Genomic DNA, 18,221 nt, shown 5'->3' with positions numbered 1-18,221 from the left:
TTATGAGTTTAGAAAAAGATATAGAGTCGTTTGTTAAATCTGTAGGTTTGGATCTCTATGATATCTCTGTTGTTAATGAGGGTGGAGACACTATATATAGAGTAAATGTTATTTCAAGAGAGATTGAAAATAACAGAAGAAAAGGTGTTACTCTTGATGAGTGTGTTAATCTAACACATCTTATCTCTCCTCTTCTTGATGTAACGCCTCCTGTTTCTGGAGACTATAGACTTGAAGTAGGAAGTCCTGGAATTGAAAGAAAAATACATTCATTAAAACAGTTTGAAATGTCAATAGGAGAAAATGTTGCTCTTCATTTAAAATCAAAAGAGAAACTTAAGGGAATACTTCTTAAAGTGGAAGATTCCAATATTATTTTAGATGTTGATGGGGAAGAAATTTTAGTTGATTTTTCTCAAATTTCAAAAGCAAAAACCTATTTTGAATGGTAATAGATACTAACTTTTATATGAAATTAGCCTTGGATGAGGCTTGGAAATATCAAGGGCTTACATATCCAAATCCGGCAGTCGGTTGTACTGTTACTGGGAAAAATGGTGAAATACTTGCGGTGGAAGCTCACAAAAAAGCAGGTTCTCCTCATGCTGAAGTAGAAGCTCTTAAGAGCGCATATTTTAAATTAACGAATGACAAAAAAATTTTAAATATTACATCTTCATCTCAAATTCATGAGTATCTTTTAGAAAACCACAACAACTGTTTTAATTCTATATCTATATTTTCTACACTTGAACCATGTTCACATATAGGTAAAACTCCATCCTGTGCAACTCTTATTTCAAAATTGGGAATAAAAAAACTTTTTGTTGGTTCTCTTGATTCTAATAAAGAAGCATCCGGCGGCAATGAAATAGTTGAAAATTCAGGTGTTGAAACAAAAAACGGGGTATTGGAGAAAGAGTGCGATGCATTGTTAAAACCTTTCAATTTATGGCAAAAAAAGAGGTTTGTTTTTTTTAAATGGGCACAGAGGCTAAACGGAACAGTTGATGCAGGAATCATAAGTTCAAAAAAATCGAGAATTTTAGTTCATGCTATGAGAGATGTATGTGATTTGTTGGTTATAGGCGGCAACAGTGTAAGAGTTGACAGACCAACATTAGATGCAAGGCTTGTAGATGGAAAAGCACCTGATATTTTAATAGTTTCAAGAAATAAAGAGTTTGATGAAACTATTCCACTCTTTAATATAAAAAACAGAAAAGTCATTATTTCTGACAATTTTTCTGTTTTAGATAATTATAAAAATATTATGATAGAAGGGGGAGAAAATATGTTTAATCTTTCCAAGAATATTGTTGATTATTATTTATGTTTTTTATCTTTGCAAATCGGCGGAAATAATAATTTTACAAATAAAGATGATAAATTTTCTATTTTAAATATACAAAAAGATGAGCAGGATATAATTATGTGGATGAAGCAAGCAAATAACAGGGGAAATAAGTAGAATGGAAAAACAGGAAAAAATCGTATCAATGTTTGATAATATTGCACCTACATATGATACGGCAAATCGTGTTATGAGTATGGGAATTGATAAAAGTTGGAGACGAAAGGCTTGTGATTTAGCTTATAAGTTTTATGCTAAAGATTCTATAGATAAAATTGTTGATGTTGCTTGCGGAACCGGTGATATGATGAATTACTGGAAAAAAAGATCAGAAGTAAACGGCATAGCTGTTGGAGATATAGTAGGAGTCGACCCTTCAAATGGGATGGTTAATGTAGCAAGAGAAAAATTCCCTAAATTTAACTATCATATATCAAAAGCTACAGAAATTCCTCTTAAGGATGAGAGTGCTGATATTGTAAGCATTACTTACGGTATTAGAAATGTGGTTGAGAGAGAAGCAGCTTTAAAAGAGTTTAATAGAGTATTAAAGCAGAGTGGTTTGGTTGTAATACTGGAGTTTATGAAGAATGAAAATCCCTCCTTGCTTGGAAAAATCAGAGACTATTATATGAATAGAATTTTGCCAAAAGTCGGGGGTTTTATCTCTAAAAATTTAGAAGCATATGAGTATCTTCCTAACTCAATAGGAGATTTTTCAACAGTTGAAAATATGAAAAAAGAGCTTGAAGCTGCCGGTTTTGAGATTGTGTATGCAAAAAGTTTCTCTATGGATATATCGACTCTTTTAATAGCAAGAAAAAAATAGAGAACAGCGGTGTATACTCTTAGTGTTTCTTCACTAAATGAACAGATAAAAACTTTATTAGAAAGTACATTTACCAGAGTTTTAGTTGAAGGTGAACTCTCCCGAGTTACACTGCATAACAGCGGGCATATCTATTTTACGCTAAAAGATGCATCCTCATCGATAAAAGCTGTGATGTTTAAAGGCAATGCTTCTAAGTTGAAATTTCAGCTGCAAGAGGGATTAAAAGTTGTTATTGATGGGGCTGTGACACTCTACAAGCCAAGAGGTGAATATCAGATAAACTGTTTTTCTATTCAACCCTCAGGGCACGGAGCCTTGGCACTGGCATATGAGCAGCTTAAAAACAAATTATCTGCACAAGGCTATTTTGACCATTCAATCAAAAAAGAACTTCCAAAATTTCCAAAAAAGATAGCTTTTATTACCTCTGCTACCGGAGCAGCTCTACAAGATATGCTCAGAGTTGCTCAAAATAGGTATAGAGCTATAGAGATTGATATTTATGATGTTTTAGTTCAAGGAGAGAGTGCGGCTCCATCAATAGTAAATGCTTTAAATATTGCAGATACTAAAGGATATGACATTATTGTTACAGGTCGAGGCGGTGGCAGTATAGAAGATTTATGGGCATTTAATGAAGAGATAGTCGCAGATGCAATATTTAGAGCTAAAACCCCAGTAGTATCATGTGTAGGGCATGAGATAGATTGGGTTATAAGCGACTTTGTAGCAGATTTAAGAGCCCCGACTCCGAGTGCTGCAATGCAGATGATACTACCGGATTGTAATGAGTTATATCAATATATTGATTCTCTTGAGACACAATATACTCAAAAAGTTATGCAAAAAATTTATAATGCCAAGCAAGAATTGACTCATTTGATAAATTTATATTCCGGGCACTCAATCGAAAAAAAAATAACTCAAAAAATTGAGGATGTAAAACAGCTTCGCAACTCCTATAACCAAACCATTTCATTTAAAATGCATAGTTTTTCTAAAGAGGTAGAGTCTATTAAGTTTAGATTTCCAGATATAATAAAAAGTAAATTTAATATTGCTCAAAATCAAGTTTTAACTCTTCAAAAAATGTTAGAATCCAATAACCCAAAACTAAAAAGTAAAAAAGGTTTTGCTCAGATTTCCAAAAATTCAAAAGTCATTGATATAGGATCTTTACGAGTAAATGATATATTTGATCTTATGAATAATAAAGTAGTTATAAGTGCGAAAGTGTTAGAAAAAAATAATATATAGGAGAGTGTATGAGTTATCCAGAGTTTTTTGATAAAGTAGAGAGTATTAAAGTTATAGACCCGTTGGCAAATATGTTAGGTGCTTTTGAAGAAGGTAAATATGAATTAACTTATTTAGAAGTTGTAAAATCTGCTGGGCATAGTTGTCCAACAGTTGCCGGTGCATATCTTATAGCCGCCGAAGCATTAAAAGCTCTTTATCCAGGAGAGAGAGCTGTTAGAGGCAATATAAAAGTAGAGTTTAGAGAGTCATTAGAAGATGGGGTTGCCGGAGTTATTGCAAATGTTGTTTCACAGATTACAGGTGCAACAGATAAAAGTGGCTTTAAGGGCTTAGGCGGAAAATTTGCCCGACACTCTTTAATGGATTTTAATGCCAATATCAACTCCTCAGCAAGATTTACAAGAGTTGATAACGCTAAAAGAGTAGATGTATATTACAATTCATCATCAATCGGAGGCAGTCCAAAAATGCAGCCGTTGATGCAAAAAATAATGGGCGGTATGGCTAGTTCTGCTGAGATAAAAGAGTTTGGTCAACTCTGGCAAGAGAGAGTAGAAAAAATCTTTGAAAATGCATCGAATGTTATTAAAATTGTAGAGATTAAATAAAAAATTTCTAAAGCAGATAAGCTTTTGCAAATGTTATTTCTTTGTAATATATTGATAATATAATTTCTTATTTATAACAAAAGGAGATTTATGGCTTATTTTGATAACGCAAAAGTTAACGATGAGGTTTACGGTTTAATATTTGGTCCAGGTAAAATTATTCAGCTCTTTGATAATAGCCATTATAGAGTTATGATTGAATTTAAAAATGGTTATGAAGTTCCATATACAGAAGATGGGATTCCAGGATGGGGAAATTTTGATAAACAGACGCTTTTTTTTAAGGATGATATAGATTTAACAGATGTTGATTTTTCTCCGGTTTCAAAAGTGCTATCAATTAAAAAAATTATAAAATTAAAAGAAAAAAACAAACTTCAAGTAAGACTTCCATCTGGAGTTTGGAAAAATGTTAAAAAGGCCGAGTCTCAATATGTTGAGAGGCTGCTTGAAAAAGAGAAGTATCATATGTTTAGAAAAAAACCCGAAAAAAAGAAAAGTGATAATTAGAAAAAAACAAAGTAATATTTTATCTAATTATCAGAGTCGGAAAATAGGTATGAATAGTAACTGCCGCTTGAGCTGAGAGTTTTTTTATCAATTTGTCAAATTTATCTTCTTTATTCCAAAGCTGCTCGGTCACCCCGCTAAGCTGGGCCACTCTGTTTTTGGCATCATATTCAACACCGATACTGTCTATTAAACCTACTTTTTTGGCTTGTTCAGCTGTAAAAATATGCGCATTTGCAAAGGTGTCTCTGTTTTTTATATCCAAGCCTCTACCATTTGCCACATCGGCGGTAAAGAGATCATAAGTTCCTTGTATAACTTTGTTTAATTCATCTTTTTCATAATTGGTCCACTCTCTATCAACAGTACCTACTTTTTTGTATTTACCTGCTTGAATACTTTGGGATTTTATGCCTATTTTACTCATTAGCCCGCTTACATCTGCTCCCTGCATAACAACACCGATACTTCCAACCATTGAACCTGGATTTGCAATTATCTCATTTGCCCAAATGCTTGCATAATAGCTCCCGCTTGCAAGAGTTCCGTTTGCGTATACTACAACCGGTTTTTTTTCTTTTGCTCTTTTTAGAGCATAAGCCACTTCAATGGAGGGTGCGACTGCCCCGCCGGGTGAGTCTATGTTGAGTAAAATGCCTTTTACAAAGCGATTAGAAGCTGCTTCATCTATTTGATTTACAACTTCTGAAACTTCCATAATCGGCCCTACGAGATAAATTTGTTCAAGATTATGGGGTTTTAAATCTTCTTCGCTCTTTGGTGCAAAAATTAGAAAAACAATAAGTAAAAAAAGCATAGCTTTGAAATGTTCTTGAATAAATTTTATTATTGCCAAGAAAGGAGAAAATATTTTTTTTATAAACTGCATTCGTTACCTTTTTTAAGTGTTCCGTTAATATAAACTTTTGAGATATTATATCTATGTAATATTAAATGGATTGCTAACTCGTCACCGGGCTCTTTGTCTAAATCCAAAACAATCATATCAGCATTTTTTCCTTCTGAAATTTCACCTGTATTTAATTTAAGCGCATCAGCAGCATCTTTTGTAACACTGCTGATAAGTTTTTTTGCTAATTTTAAAAGCGGAATATTTGAGTGCATAAAAAGAGCACATTTCATCTCTTCAAAGAGATCAAGTTTGTAGTTTGAACTAAGGCCATCGGTTGCACATACCCATCTTATGTTATGTTTTTCCAGTTTTGACAAATCAAGGGCACCGTTTCCTAAAAGTCTGTTTGAAATTGGGCAATGAATGACCGTATGCTTGTTTGATGATAAAGTTTTTAGCTCATTTTCATTTGCTTTGACTACATGTGTTAAAAGAGTTTCATAATCGCTAAAATGTTCTAAAAATTCGCTTGAACTGCTTACTGAGGTCTTCTGTTTTAACAATTTTTCAAAAAAATCTTTAAAATCACCTTCACTTTTATCAAGCCAATCTCTCTCAGCTTTGCTCTCCATAAAGTGGGCAGTTAATTTAAGCTTTTCGTTTTTAACAATTTGAAGTGCTTTTTTGATTAAAATCGGGTGAACAGAGTATGGTGAATGAATAGCAACTGCCGGATAAAAACCTTCTCTTGTAATACTTTTTGAAGCATCAAGCCGTGCCAAAAAATCTCCAAAAAGTGCATCTGCCATCGTTGCCTGTGAGCCTATAAGCTCATTGAAAAAAACAATATTTTGAGAAGCATTTGCACAAACTTCCAAATCCATGCCGTGTGAGCTAACTGCACCAAATGTTGTAATTCCTGATTCTAACATAGAATCAATAGCTTTTTTCATACACTTATTGTCACAACCTGTTATCAACTCTTCACGGTTTTCAATAACACTGTAAAGCCAATTCATAAAATCTCCGTAGGAGAGCTGGGTTTTATTGGCACTAAATTCTATATGAACATGAGCATTTATAAGTCCAGGCATTAGTAGAGAATTCTTTTTTAATTTTATAACTTCAGCGTCAGGAAACTCTTTTCTGAGCTCTTCAAGTGGAGCAATTTTTTGTATTTTTTTATCAAAAGCGACTGACATATTTGAGAGTAAAATATCGGGTGTTAAAATATAATTTGGTATTAGTATCTGCATATTTCATCTTTCTTGAAAATTTAAAATAGATTATGCTTAATTTAGGTAAAATAACTACTTAAAAATTGAAATTTAAAAAAGGTAAAATATGAAAATAGTAGTAATTCAAGGACCAAATTTAAATATGCTGGGTGTAAGAGAGCAGCAGGTTTACGGTTCAATGAAATTAGAGCAGATACATGCTCAAATGAAAGATTTTGGAGCTAAAAGTGGGATGGAAGTAGAGTTTTTTCAAAGCAATTTAGAGGGCGAAATTGTAGATAAAATTCAAGAGTGTTATGGAGATGCAAGCGGAATTATTATTAATGCAGCGGCATACACTCATACATCAATTGCTATTCGCGATGCAATCTCTGCTGTAAATCTTCCTACTATTGAAGTTCATATTAGTAATATTCATCGCCGTGAAGAGTTTAGAAAACAAAATATGATAGCACCTGTTTGTACATCATCTATTGTTGGATTTGGTCCATTTGGATATCATCTTGCAATGGTTGGAATGGTACAAATAATGAATGAAGTAAAAGCTGTTCAAGAGATGCAAAAGCAACAGTCTCAAGCTACTGAAGCAAAGTAGGTTATGTATATAAAGCGTAAATTAAATGAGAGTTTAGAGATTTTTAAAAATTTACGCTCCCATCATAAAAATACTCGTGATAGTTCGCATAGATATATTGCAACTGTTGGAGTAGGTGGAAATGTCGGCGATGTTAAAAGAAGACTTAACCGTTTGTATCTATATATAAAAAAAGATAGAAGAGTTACATTGCTGCAGACATCATTGATTTTGAAAAATCCTCCGTTTGGATATATTGAGCAAGATGATTTTTTTAATTCAATAATTGTAATTAAAACAAGTATGCAGCCGACTCTGTTTTTAAACTATTTGATGAGAGTAGAAAAAAAATTTGCGCGTAAAAGAAGTTTTGCAAATGCTCCCAGGACACTTGATTTGGATATTATCTTTTTTGATGATAGAGTTGTTAAAACATCCAAGCTTCAAATTCCACATGCTAAGTGGTTTGAAAGAGATAGTGTATTGATACCACTGGCGGATATAACCAAATGAAAATTATTCAAAATTTGATTTATATAAATAGTAATTTTTCAATAGGTAATTTATTGAATGGTTTTTACAGGAGTAAAGCATGATTGGACATCAAGTGCAAAAAGAAGAAAAATCAGTTTTCTCAAGCCTACAAAAAAAATCTAAAAAAACCCGTTTTATTACTATAACAAGCGGAAAAGGCGGTGTCGGAAAAAGCACAATAAGTTCTAATCTTGCATATGTGCTTTCTCAAAGCGGATTAAATGTCGGCATATTTGATGCTGATATCGGTCTTGCAAATTTAGATGTAATGTTTAATGTAAAAATCAAAAAAAACATTCTGCATGTATTAAAGGGAGAAGCAAAAGTTTTAGATATTTTAATTCCTATTACAAGAAATCTTATACTCATTCCAGGTGAGAGTGGAAATGAAATACTAAAATATTCTGATAAAGCGCTTTTTGATAAATTTATGAGTGAATCTGAAATTTTAGATAAATTTGATGTAATGATTATAGATACAGGTGCCGGCATAGGAGAACATATACAAATGTTTTTGGAAGCAGCAGATGATGTTATAGTTGTTACAGTACCTGATCCTGCAGCAATAACAGATGCATATGCAACAATAAAAACTATAGCGACTTTTAGAAACAATATAAATTTACTATTAAATCAGGTAAGAAGTGAAAAAGAGGCAGTTGCTATATATGAAAAAATCAATAAAGTTGCATTGGCAAATATTGGCAATCAACTAGATTTGAAATTGATAGGAAAAATCAACAGTGATATTAAAGTCTCCTCTTCAGTTAAGCGAAGAGCATTGTTTAGTGTTTTGTATCCTGGTTCAATTGTGCATAAAGATATACTTAAAATAGCTAATAAAATTAAAAGAAATTTGGAGCAGGGCGTGCTTGTAACTTCTGCTGAAAGCGGATTATCCGGACTTTTTAAGCGTTTGGTGAAGTATTTTTAAAGTTTTTTAAAAAATATGTTAAAAAAAAAGAGTTTATAGATTTGTATTTGATTGTTTAAGAAGCTTAGATATACTTGTTTTAGTAAAAAATAGAAAAAAAGTTAATGAATGTTATCAAATAAGTTATGTACGAAATTAAATATAGTTTAGGAACTTTATATGCTAAATATGCTTTCACAAGAAGAGATAGATGCACTTTTAGATGTTAATGATGATGACTTCTTAACTTCTGAAATAGAAGTAACACCTTATGATTTCAATAAACCAAACATAATTTCAAAAGATCAATTACGCTCGTTTCGTACTATTCATGATAATATAGCGCGTTTATTGTCTTTTCAGATCTCTTCCATTACACATACGACTGTTAAAATTCAGCTCAATTTAGTTGATCAAATGAGATATGGTGATTTTTTGACAGATTTATCAAGTTGTACCAGTGCTAATCTTTTTTTTATAAAACCGTTAGAAAAAAACGGTGTTATCGATATAAATTCATCCATAGTTTTTTCGATTTTAGACTCCCTTCTTGGCGGAAAAGGCAAACCATTTGATATAAAGCGTGAATTTTCAGATATTGAGCTTAATCTTTTTGAAATGATTTTAGGAGTTATAATAAACACTTTAAAAGAGGCTTGGAGTCCGATAATAGATATCTTTGCTATTATTGATTCAAAAGAATCAAAACCAAATATAATGCAAAATATTGCTGAAAATGATATTATTATAACAGCTTCAATGGAAGTAGTTATTGGGCAGAATTCAGGAGTGATAAATATCTGTTATCCCTTGGCTGTACTTGAAACAATTTTGCCAAAACTTGCAAGTAAAAATGTAAACAATAATAAAGTAAACATTAAAAAAAACAAAAATGTGCATTTGCAGAGACTTCTTGGCGAAGTAAAAATTGAAATTGAAGCTATTATTGGTAATGTTGAACTTACTTTAAAAGATGTTTTGGAGTTAAAAAGTGGCGATATTATCAAACTTAATAAACCAGCAGATGATATTATTACACTTAGTATTGATAAAAAAGATAGATTTCGCGGTAAAATAGGGTTGAAAAAATCAAAGAAATCTATGCAAATTACAGAAAGTATCGGTAAAAAAAAGAGTGCAATTATAAAAGAGAGTGTGTTTGATAAAAAAGAAAAAAACAAAAGAGAGATAAGCGATGAATGATTTTATAAAATTGTTTGAGAATGAAACGGTAAAAATTGTTGAAGCGCTGATAGGGCAAACACCTTCTCTTGATTTAAAAGAGGAACAGAATTTAAGTATTGTTTCAAATATAACTTCCCCGATAGTATTGTTAAATATAATAGTAAGCGGTGATGTGAATGCTTCAATTATGGTTGCTGTAGAACCAAAAATGGTTGTTTTTTTGTCGGATATGGTTATGGGCAAAGAAGAGAGTGGCAGAAAAAAAATTTATAATGATGATTTAATTGTTGCTAAAGAGATTGTTTCAAATATATTTGGGACAATTGCCAATATATTTTCTGTAGAAAAAGAGCCGCTTGTTGTCTCTTTCCATGTTCAAAAAGCTGAATATATTGGAAAAAGCAGAGAAATCATTCTGGATAGTTACACCAAGATGTTTGTTTACGATCTTAAAATAGGAGATGTAAAATCTCTTTTTATGTTTATAATTGATGAAAATTTACAAAATAATAGATTTAAAACAAAAAGAGAATTTTTGCAAGAAAAAAAAATTGAATCTTATAAAGCTCAAGATATAGATTCAGTTGTATCTTTGAATAGTGAAGAGATGGATAATATCTCTTTAATAAAAGATGTCAAACTTCCTGTTAAAGTTAGAATAGGAAAGAAAAAAATGTTTTTAAAAGATATTTTAAATATTGATATTGGTTCTGTTATTGAGTTAAATCAGTTAGTTAATGATCCATTAGAAATATTGGTAGATGATCATGTTATAGCAGAAGGAGAAGTTGTTGTTGTTGATGGTAACTTCGGTGTTCAGATAACTACTATTGGTACAAAAAAAGAGAGAGCAGATAGGCTAAAATCATAAGGAGCTGTTTTAAGTGCGTAAAAAAAAAGATGATTTAACAAAGAAGTATATAAAAGAGATTAAATCGGCTGATGTTTGGAGTGTTTTTAAAATTGTTGCAGATTTTGTCAAAGGTTTTGATGAACTTGGTGAACTTGGGCCAACAGTTACCATGTTTGGAAGTTCAAGAGCCAATAGCGATAGCATATTCTATAAAAAAGCAGAAGAGTTATCTTCTATGCTTGCTCAAAAAGGTTTTAATATAATGACAGGTGGTGGCCCGGGAGTTATGGAAGCAGCAAATAGAGGTGCTTTTAAATATAAAGATGTAGAGTCTATCGGTCTCAATATAGATCTGCCATTTGAACAAATTCCCAATAAATACACTACTACAGAATTAGATTTTGATTATTTTTTCTCAAGAAAAGTTATGTTGGTTAAGTACTCAATCGGCTATGTGATTTTTCCCGGCGGATATGGAACTCTCGATGAACTGTTTGAAGCATTAACTCTTATACAAACCAAAAAAATAAGCGGTGTGAAGATTTTTATTGTAGGAGTGGAGTATTATAAGCCGCTTCTTGATTTTGTAGAAGACAAATTACTCAACAACGGTATGATAAGCAGTGAAGATTTTAAACAGATTCGACTCACAGATGACCTTCAACATGTAGTTAATGAATTAGAAGCTTCAATTTTGGAGCAGATTGAATTTCTCAGGGAGCATAAACTTGAAGATACACAGTATTGTAAAACACTAGAAGAGTTCTCTAAAGATAAAAATATTGAAAAAAGTTAAATTAATTATGAAAAAAGAAAATATGGGTAAAAAAGTTTTAGTTGGTATGAGCGGCGGTGTTGACTCTACTGTCTCCGCACTGCTTTTAAAAGAGCAGGGTTATGATGTTGAGGGACTCTATATGAAGCTTCACTCTAAGCCGGGTTATCATGAGATTAATCAAACAAGAGCGCAAAAGGCTGCGAACTTTGTCGGTATAAAACTTCATGTGCTTGATTTGCAAGATACTTTTAACAAAGAAGTTTTTCAACCTTTTATAGACACCTATGCCGAGGGAAAAACACCAAATCCATGCGCACTTTGTAACAGAAGCTTAAAATTTGGCGAAATGGTGAGGTTTGCAGATAAAATCGGTGCAGACTATATAGCTACGGGACACTATATAAAAACAGATGGAAAATATTTTTATGAGGCTGATGATGATACAAAAGATCAAAGCTATTTTCTTTTTTATGTAGATAGAACTGTCTTGTCAAGATTGCTGTTTCCTTTGGGAGAAAAGAAAAAAAGTGAAATTAAAGAGTTGGCAGCTTCCATAAGCGGACTGGAATCATTTGTATCTCAAAGAGAATCTACTGAGATATGTTTTGTAGAAACAACTTATACTGATTTGCTAAAAGATTATGTTGCAGTAGACAAAATAGGTCAAGTGCTTGATAAAGATGGAAATGTGGTTGGAGAACATAAAGGTTATATGCACTATACAATTGGCAAAAGAAAGGGATTTACAGTTAGAGGTGCGCATGACCCACATTATGTTATAAGTATTGATGCCAAAAAAAATCAGATAGTCGTCGGCAAAAAAGAGGATTTGGCTTGCAACAGTGTGGTGCTGAATAATTTGAATCTGTATACTGATGAAAAAGAGTTTGATACAACTGTAAAACTAAGATATAGAACCAGAGCAGTTCCTTGCCATGTCAAAGTAGAAAAGAACAAAGCATTTATTACTTTAAAGGAGAGTGTGTTTGGAGTAGCAACAGGACAAGCAGCTGTTTTTTATGATGGCAAAAAATTAATAGGCGGAGGCTGGATAGAGGAAAATTAAAGACAATTTTTCTTTTAAAACCTCTAAAATAAAATTTCTTCAAAAACTCTTTCACAGATTAAGAAGCCATTAAGAATCATTTCTCTATAATTCCCCTCCACAAACAGAGAGACCTAAAGTTTAGGATTAAAAATCTAGGTTTGAGATCATTGAAAACTAAGCAAGTAAATAGACTTTAATAACTAGAGATAGTTAGATTGGTCATTAATAAGTTTACTTAGAAATAACTAAAATAACAACAACCGTCTATTCTATTTGGTCTCTATTAAATTAGAGATACCCAATAGTATAGATACTATACAAAGTCTATCAGATGTTCACGCACTGATAGCAACATAAAGCCAATGATTTAATAATCTTGGGCAAAGATTAAACAATTCAATTATGGAGAGTTTGATCCTGGCTCAGAGTGAACGCTGGCGGCGTGCTTAACACATGCAAGTCGAACGGTAACGCAAAGTGCTTGCACTTTGGCGACGAGTGGCGCACGGGTGAGTAATATATAGTTAATGTACCTTCAAGACCGGGATAGCCATTGGAAACGATGATTAATACCGGATACACCTTCATACCATAAGATATGAAGGGAAATGTTTTTTCGCTTGAAGATCAGACTATATCCCATCAGTTTGTTGGTGAGGTAAGAGCTCACCAAGACTATGACGGGTAGCGGGTTTGAGAGGATGATCCGCCACACTGGTACTGAGACACGGACCAGACTCCTACGGGAGGCAGCAGTGAGGAATATTGCACAATGGAGGAAACTCTGATGCAGCAACGCCGCGTGGAGGATGACGCATTTCGGTGTGTAAACTCCTTTTATATGTCAAGAAAATGACGGTAGCATATGAATAAGCACCGGCTAACTCCGTGCCAGCAGCCGCGGTAATACGGAGGGTGCAAGCGTTACTCGGAATCACTGGGCGTAAAGGACGCGTAGGCGGGATATCAAGTCAGGTGTGAAATCCTACAGCTTAACTGTAGAACTGCACTTGAAACTGGTAACCTAGAGTATGGGAGGGGGAGATGGAATTAGTGGTGTAGGGGTAAAATCCGTAGATATCACTAGGAATACCTAAAGCGAAGGCGATCTCCTGGAACATAACTGACGCTAAGGCGTGAAAGCGTGGGGAGCAAACAGGATTAGATACCCTGGTAGTCCACGCCCTAAACGATGAACACTAGTCGTCGTGATGCTTGTCATTGCGGTGATGCACTTAACAGATTAAGTGTTCCGCCTGGGGAGTACGGTCGCAAGATTAAAACTCAAAGGAATAGACGGGGACCCGCACAAGTGGTGGAGCATGTGGTTTAATTCGAAGATACGCGAAGAACCTTACCTGGCCTTGACATTGAAAGAACACACTAGAGATAGAGTGGTGCCCTTCGGGGAGCTTGAAAACAGGTGCTGCACGGCTGTCGTCAGCTCGTGTCGTGAGATGTTGGGTTAAGTCCCGCAACGAGCGCAACCCTCGTCCTTAGTTGCCAGCAGGTTAAGCTGGGCACTCTAAGGAGACTGCCTTCGCAAGGAGGAGGAAGGTGAGGACGACGTCAAGTCATCATGGCCCTTACGGCCAGGGCTACACACGTGCTACAATGGGGCGTACAGAGTGTTGCAATACCGCGAGGTGGAGCCAATCACTTAAAGCGTCTCTCAGTTCGGATTGGAGTCTGCAACTCGACTCCATGAAGCTGGAATCACTAGTAATCGTAGATCAGCAATGCTACGGTGAATACGTTCCCGGGTCTTGTACTCACCGCCCGTCACACCATGGGAGTTGATTTCACCCGAAATTGGGAAGCTAACCTTCGGGGGGCTACCACTTACGGTGGAATTAGCGACTGGGGTGAAGTCGTAACAAGGTAACCGTAGGAGAACCTGCGGTTGGATCACCTCCTTTCTAGAGTAAAGAGAAAACATTCATTTGTTTATCTCATACTAGCGTTAAAACGCAGTGCAGAAAAAAACTAAATTTTTTTCTGTCAAAGAAAATCTCACAAGAGAAATAGTTATTTTAGTCTTTTGCTTGCTTAGTTTTCAGTGATCTGTGTTCATTTGAAATATTAGATTGTTAAGGGAATATCTCTCAAACATAAGTTTGGGAGGGATTTTAGCTTTAATCAAGACGGGTTCTTTGCTGAATGAGGAGCATAGTTATACTATGTGACGATTGAAGTAAAGGTTCCAACGAAGAGTAAAGCTAAAAGCACCCCAAAAGGGCCTATAGCTCAGCTGGTTAGAGTGCACCCCTGATAAGGGTGAGGTCCCAGGTTCAAGTCCTGGTAGGCCCACCATTTTTTGGAAATTTGCACTTGATAAGTTTGCTCACATACATTTAGTATGCTTCGCAACCTTATCAAGCACAACTTTCTCAAAAAACCAAATATAAGTCTTTAATTGAAAAGATTTATATTTGGTTTTATACCAAAAGTTCATTAAATTATCATTGTTAAAGTCAATAAAATATAGTTAAGAAAGATAACTGGATATATATTAAGTTATATATAAAGAAGTCAATTAATAATTATATCAACTAAATAACTACAATTAAACAGGCACTGTCTTACATTAAGTAAGGTAGTGAACGCAACATAGAATAAAAAAGATATTAAGGGCCATAGGTGGATGCCTTGGCTAGTAGAGGCGATGAAAGACGTACTAGGCTGCGATAAGCCTCGGGGAGCTGCCAAGAAGCTTTGATCCGGGGATTTCTGAATGGGGCGACCCAGCATGGCGCGAGTCATGTTACCCTACGGGGGGCGAACTCAGGGAAGTGAAACATCTCAGTACCTGAAGGAAAAGAAATCAAACGAGATTCCCATAGTAGCGGCGAGCGAAAAGGGATTAGGGCACTTAGTGATAATATATTTGTTAGCTGAACACTTTGGAAAGAGTGAACATAGAGGGTGATATTCCCGTAAGCGAAAACATTTGTATGGTACTAGACTGAGGAATGAGTAGGTCGGGACACGTGTTATCTTGACTGAATATGGGGGGACCACCCTCCAACCCTAAATACTACTACTAGACCGATAGCGAACAAGTACCGTGAGGGAAAGGTGAAAAGGACTGCGGTGAGCAGAGTGAAATAGAACCTGAAACCTATGGCTTACAATCATTCGGAGCACTATTATATATAAGTGTGACGGACTGCCTTTTGCATAATGAGCCTGCGAGTTGTGGTATCTGGCAAGGTTAATCGAACGAGAAGCCGTAGCGAAAGCGAGTCTTAATAGGGCGAATTAGTCAGATGCTGCAGACCCGAAACTGAGTGATCTATCCATGAGCAGGTTGAAGCTGGTGTAAGAGCCAGTGGAGGACCGAACCCGCTGGCGTTGAAAAGTCTTGGGATGACTTGTGGATAGGGGTGAAAGGCCAATCAAACTCAGTGATAGCTGGTTCTCTCCGAAATATATTTAGGTATAGCCTCGAGCATTAGCATGAAGGGGTAGAGCACTGACAGGGCTAGGGCTGCTTACCGCGGTACCAAACCCTATCAAACTCCGAATACTTCATGTGTAACCTCGGGAGTCAGGCGGTGGGTGATAAAATCCATCGTCAAGAGGGGAACAACCCAGACTAGCAGCTAAGGTCCCAAAGTCTTGTCTAAGTGGAAAAGGATGTGAAGTTGCTGTGACAACCAGGAGGTTGGCTTAGAAGCAGCCACCCTTTAAAGAAAGCGTAACAGCTCACTGGTCTAGCGATTTTGCGCCGAAAATATAACGGGGCTAAGACAAGCACCGAAGCTCTAGGTTGTAGTACATCATTAAGTTCTCAGAGAAGAGATATTCAAAGAGATATATTTAAAACTTTACGGAGTGAAGTTTTAAAATGCCTCAGGGGATAAGAAGAGATACTTAGGATTTAATGATGTACTACAGCGGTAGGAGAGCGTTCCAGTCAGCGTAGAAGCCATACCGGCAAGGAGTGGTGGAGCGGCTGGAAGTGAGCATGCAGGCATGAGTAGCGAGAAAAGAAGTGAGAATCTTCTTCGCCGTAAACCCAAGGTTTCCTACGCGATGCTCGTCATCGTAGGGTTAGTCGGGACCTAAGTCGAGTCCGAGAGGGGTAGACGATGGCAAATCGGTTAATATTCCGATACCGACTGTTGTTCGCTTGAGTGATGGGGGGACGCATAGAGTTAATTGAGCTCACTGATGGAATAGTGGGTCGAAGGATGTAGGTTGTATCATAGGCAAATCCGTGATACATTAGACCGAGATCTTACAGGCAGAGCAATCTCTTCGGAGAGCGCTTTGAATCAATGATACTGTCGTGCCGAGAAAAGCCTCTAAACGAGAACAGCAGTTGCCCGTACCGTAAACCGACACAGGTGGGTGAGATGAGTATTCTAAGGCGCGTGGATGAACCCTGGTTAAGGAACTCTGCAAACTAGCACCGTATCTTCGGTATAAGGTGTGCCCTATTTGTAAATGGACTTGCTCCATGAAGCATTGACGGGTCGCAGCAAAGTGTCCCTCCCGACTGTTTACCAAAAACACAGCACTCTGCTAACTCGTAAGAGGATGTATAGGGTGTGACGCCTGCCCGGTGCTTGAATGTTAAATGGATTGCTTAGCTCACGCGAAGGCTTGAAATGAAGCACAAGTAAACGGCGGCCGTAACTATAACGGTCCTAAGGTAGCGAAATTCCTTGTCGGTTAAATACCGACCTGCATGAATGGCGTAACGAGATGGGAGCTGTCTCAACCAGGGATCCAGTGAAATTGTAGTGGAGGTGAAAATTCCTCCTACCCGCGGAAAGACGGAAAGACCCCGTGCACCTTTACTATAGCTTGACATTGCTATTGGGATATTCATGTGCAGGATAGGTGGGAGCCGTTGAATCTATGACGCCAGTTGTAGATGAGGCATCCTTGAGATACCACCCTTGAATATTCTGATAGCTAACTCGGTACGATTATCTCGTGCGAGGACAATGTCTGGTGGGTAGTTTGACTGGGGCGGTCGCCTCCTAAAAAGTAACGGAGGCTTACAAAGGTTAGTTCAGAAGGGTTGGAAATCCTTCGTAGAGTATAATGGCATAAACTAGCCTGACTGTGAGAGAGACAACTCGAGCAGAGTCGAAAGACGGTCATAGTGATCCGGTGGTTCTGTGTGGAAGGGCCATCGCTCAAAGGATAAAAGGTACGCCGGGGATAACAGGCTGATCTCCCCCAAGAGCTCACATCGACGGGGAGGTTTGGCACCTCGATGTCGGCTCATCGCATCCTGGGGCTGGAGCAGGTCCCAAGGGTATGGCTGTTCGCCATTTAAAGCGGTACGCGAGCTGGGTTCAGAACGTCGTGAGACAGTTCGGTCCCTATCTTCCGTGGGCGTAGGAGAGTTGAGGAGAGCTGACCCTAGTACGAGAGGACCGGGTTGGACATGCCACTGGTGCACCAGTTGTTCTGCCAAGAGCATCGCTGGGTAGCTACGCATGGATGAGATAACCGCTGACAGCATCTAAGCGGGAAGCCAACTCCAAGATGAACTCTCCCTGAAGTACGCTTGAAGACTACAAGCTTGATAGGCTGGATGTGTACGCAGAGTAATCTGTTTAGCTGACCAGTACTAATAGTACGTTTGTCTTTTTTACATATCGTTCACTACCTTACTTAGTGTATAGGTGTCTGAAGTAGTTATTTAGTGATTAGTGATT

The 18,221-nt window shown here is 36.3% G+C and carries 15 protein-coding genes, 1 tRNA gene and 2 rRNA genes; 16 read left to right on the top strand and 2 right to left on the bottom strand.

The annotated features are described in order from the left end of the window. Positions 1-2 precede the first annotated feature (2 nt). The 6 genes from CVO_RS06525 (at position 3) to CVO_RS06500 (ending at position 4,564) form a co-directional block, all read left to right on the top strand. Positions 3-452 carry an LSm family protein gene (locus tag CVO_RS06525; protein WP_152299012.1) on the top strand — a complete coding sequence of 150 codons (450 nt, stop codon included), beginning with the start codon at positions 3-5 and terminating at the stop codon, positions 450-452. Positions 453-469: 17 nt separating this feature from the next. Next, a complete protein-coding gene (ribD, locus tag CVO_RS06520; protein WP_349636688.1) occupies positions 470-1,471 on the top strand; it encodes a bifunctional diaminohydroxyphosphoribosylaminopyrimidine deaminase/5-amino-6-(5-phosphoribosylamino)uracil reductase RibD in 1,002 nt (333 codons plus the stop codon). 1 nt (position 1,472) lies between these two features. Then, the gene (ubiE, locus tag CVO_RS06515; protein WP_159571021.1) at positions 1,473-2,183 is read left to right on the top strand and encodes a bifunctional demethylmenaquinone methyltransferase/2-methoxy-6-polyprenyl-1,4-benzoquinol methylase UbiE; all 711 of its coding nucleotides are present in this window, start codon (positions 1,473-1,475) and stop codon (positions 2,181-2,183) included. 9 nt (positions 2,184-2,192) lie between these two features. Further along, positions 2,193-3,443, top strand: a complete 1,251-nt coding sequence (xseA, locus tag CVO_RS06510; RefSeq protein ID WP_159571018.1) for an exodeoxyribonuclease VII large subunit — start codon at positions 2,193-2,195, stop codon at positions 3,441-3,443. An 8-nt stretch (positions 3,444-3,451) separates the two neighbouring features. Beyond that, the gene (locus CVO_RS06505) at positions 3,452-4,054 is read left to right on the top strand and encodes an FmdE family protein (protein ID WP_159571015.1); all 603 of its coding nucleotides are present in this window, start codon (positions 3,452-3,454) and stop codon (positions 4,052-4,054) included. A gap of 90 nt (positions 4,055-4,144) precedes the next feature. Next, a complete protein-coding gene (locus tag CVO_RS06500) occupies positions 4,145-4,564 on the top strand; it encodes a hypothetical protein (protein WP_152299017.1) in 420 nt (139 codons plus the stop codon). 19 nt (positions 4,565-4,583) lie between these two features. On the opposite strand, the gene sppA is transcribed toward CVO_RS06500, so the two are convergent. Beyond that, positions 4,584-5,453, bottom strand: a complete 870-nt coding sequence (gene sppA / locus CVO_RS06495) for a signal peptide peptidase SppA (protein WP_152299018.1) — start codon at positions 5,451-5,453, stop codon at positions 4,584-4,586. After that, positions 5,441-6,673: an aminofutalosine deaminase family hydrolase gene (gene mqnF, locus CVO_RS06490; RefSeq protein ID WP_159571012.1), complete on the bottom strand. Its 1,233-nt coding sequence runs from the start codon at positions 6,671-6,673 to the stop codon at positions 5,441-5,443. Before mqnF ends, sppA begins: the two co-directional genes overlap by 13 nt. An 88-nt stretch (positions 6,674-6,761) precedes the next feature. On the opposite strand from mqnF, the gene aroQ reads away from it, so the two are divergent. The 10 genes from aroQ to CVO_RS06440 all read left to right on the top strand — a co-directional run bounded on the left by aroQ (position 6,762) and on the right by CVO_RS06440 (position 18,158). Next, positions 6,762-7,250 carry a type II 3-dehydroquinate dehydratase gene (gene aroQ, locus CVO_RS06485; RefSeq protein WP_152299020.1) on the top strand — a complete coding sequence of 163 codons (489 nt, stop codon included), beginning with the start codon at positions 6,762-6,764 and terminating at the stop codon, positions 7,248-7,250. A gap of 3 nt (positions 7,251-7,253) precedes the next feature. Continuing rightward, the gene (gene folK, locus CVO_RS06480; RefSeq protein WP_159571009.1) at positions 7,254-7,742 is read left to right on the top strand and encodes a 2-amino-4-hydroxy-6-hydroxymethyldihydropteridine diphosphokinase; all 489 of its coding nucleotides are present in this window, start codon (positions 7,254-7,256) and stop codon (positions 7,740-7,742) included. Positions 7,743-7,821: 79 nt separating this feature from the next. Next, positions 7,822-8,697: a P-loop NTPase gene (locus CVO_RS06475; protein WP_159571006.1), complete on the top strand. Its 876-nt coding sequence runs from the start codon at positions 7,822-7,824 to the stop codon at positions 8,695-8,697. A gap of 159 nt (positions 8,698-8,856) precedes the next feature. Further along, positions 8,857-9,879: a flagellar motor switch protein FliM gene (gene fliM / locus CVO_RS06470; RefSeq protein WP_159571003.1), complete on the top strand. Its 1,023-nt coding sequence runs from the start codon at positions 8,857-8,859 to the stop codon at positions 9,877-9,879. After that, positions 9,872-10,732 carry a flagellar motor switch protein FliY gene (gene fliY / locus CVO_RS06465; protein ID WP_159571000.1) on the top strand — a complete coding sequence of 287 codons (861 nt, stop codon included), beginning with the start codon at positions 9,872-9,874 and terminating at the stop codon, positions 10,730-10,732. The genes fliM and fliY overlap by 8 nt, the downstream gene beginning before the upstream one ends. 13 nt (positions 10,733-10,745) lie before the next feature. Beyond that, positions 10,746-11,510: an LOG family protein gene (locus CVO_RS06460; RefSeq protein WP_159570997.1), complete on the top strand. Its 765-nt coding sequence runs from the start codon at positions 10,746-10,748 to the stop codon at positions 11,508-11,510. A 7-nt stretch (positions 11,511-11,517) separates the two neighbouring features. Continuing rightward, a complete protein-coding gene (gene mnmA / locus CVO_RS06455; RefSeq protein WP_159570994.1) occupies positions 11,518-12,558 on the top strand; it encodes a tRNA 2-thiouridine(34) synthase MnmA in 1,041 nt (346 codons plus the stop codon). A gap of 381 nt (positions 12,559-12,939) precedes the next feature. Next, positions 12,940-14,459 (top strand): 16S ribosomal RNA (locus CVO_RS06450). Between the two features lie 317 nt (positions 14,460-14,776). Beyond that, positions 14,777-14,853: transfer RNA gene (locus CVO_RS06445), tRNA-Ile, on the top strand. A 304-nt stretch (positions 14,854-15,157) separates the two neighbouring features. Continuing rightward, positions 15,158-18,158, top strand: a 23S ribosomal RNA gene (locus CVO_RS06440). Together the 16S and 23S rRNA genes with 1 tRNA gene alongside form the textbook arrangement of a ribosomal RNA operon. Positions 18,159-18,221 lie beyond the last annotated feature (63 nt).

This window comes from Sulfurimonas sp. CVO (assembly GCF_009883775.1).
Lineage (GTDB): Bacteria > Campylobacterota > Campylobacteria > Campylobacterales > Sulfurimonadaceae > Sulfurimonas > Sulfurimonas xiamenensis.
The sequence above is the reverse complement of the archived record's forward strand: the minus strand, read 5'-3'. Positions and strand labels throughout refer to the sequence as shown.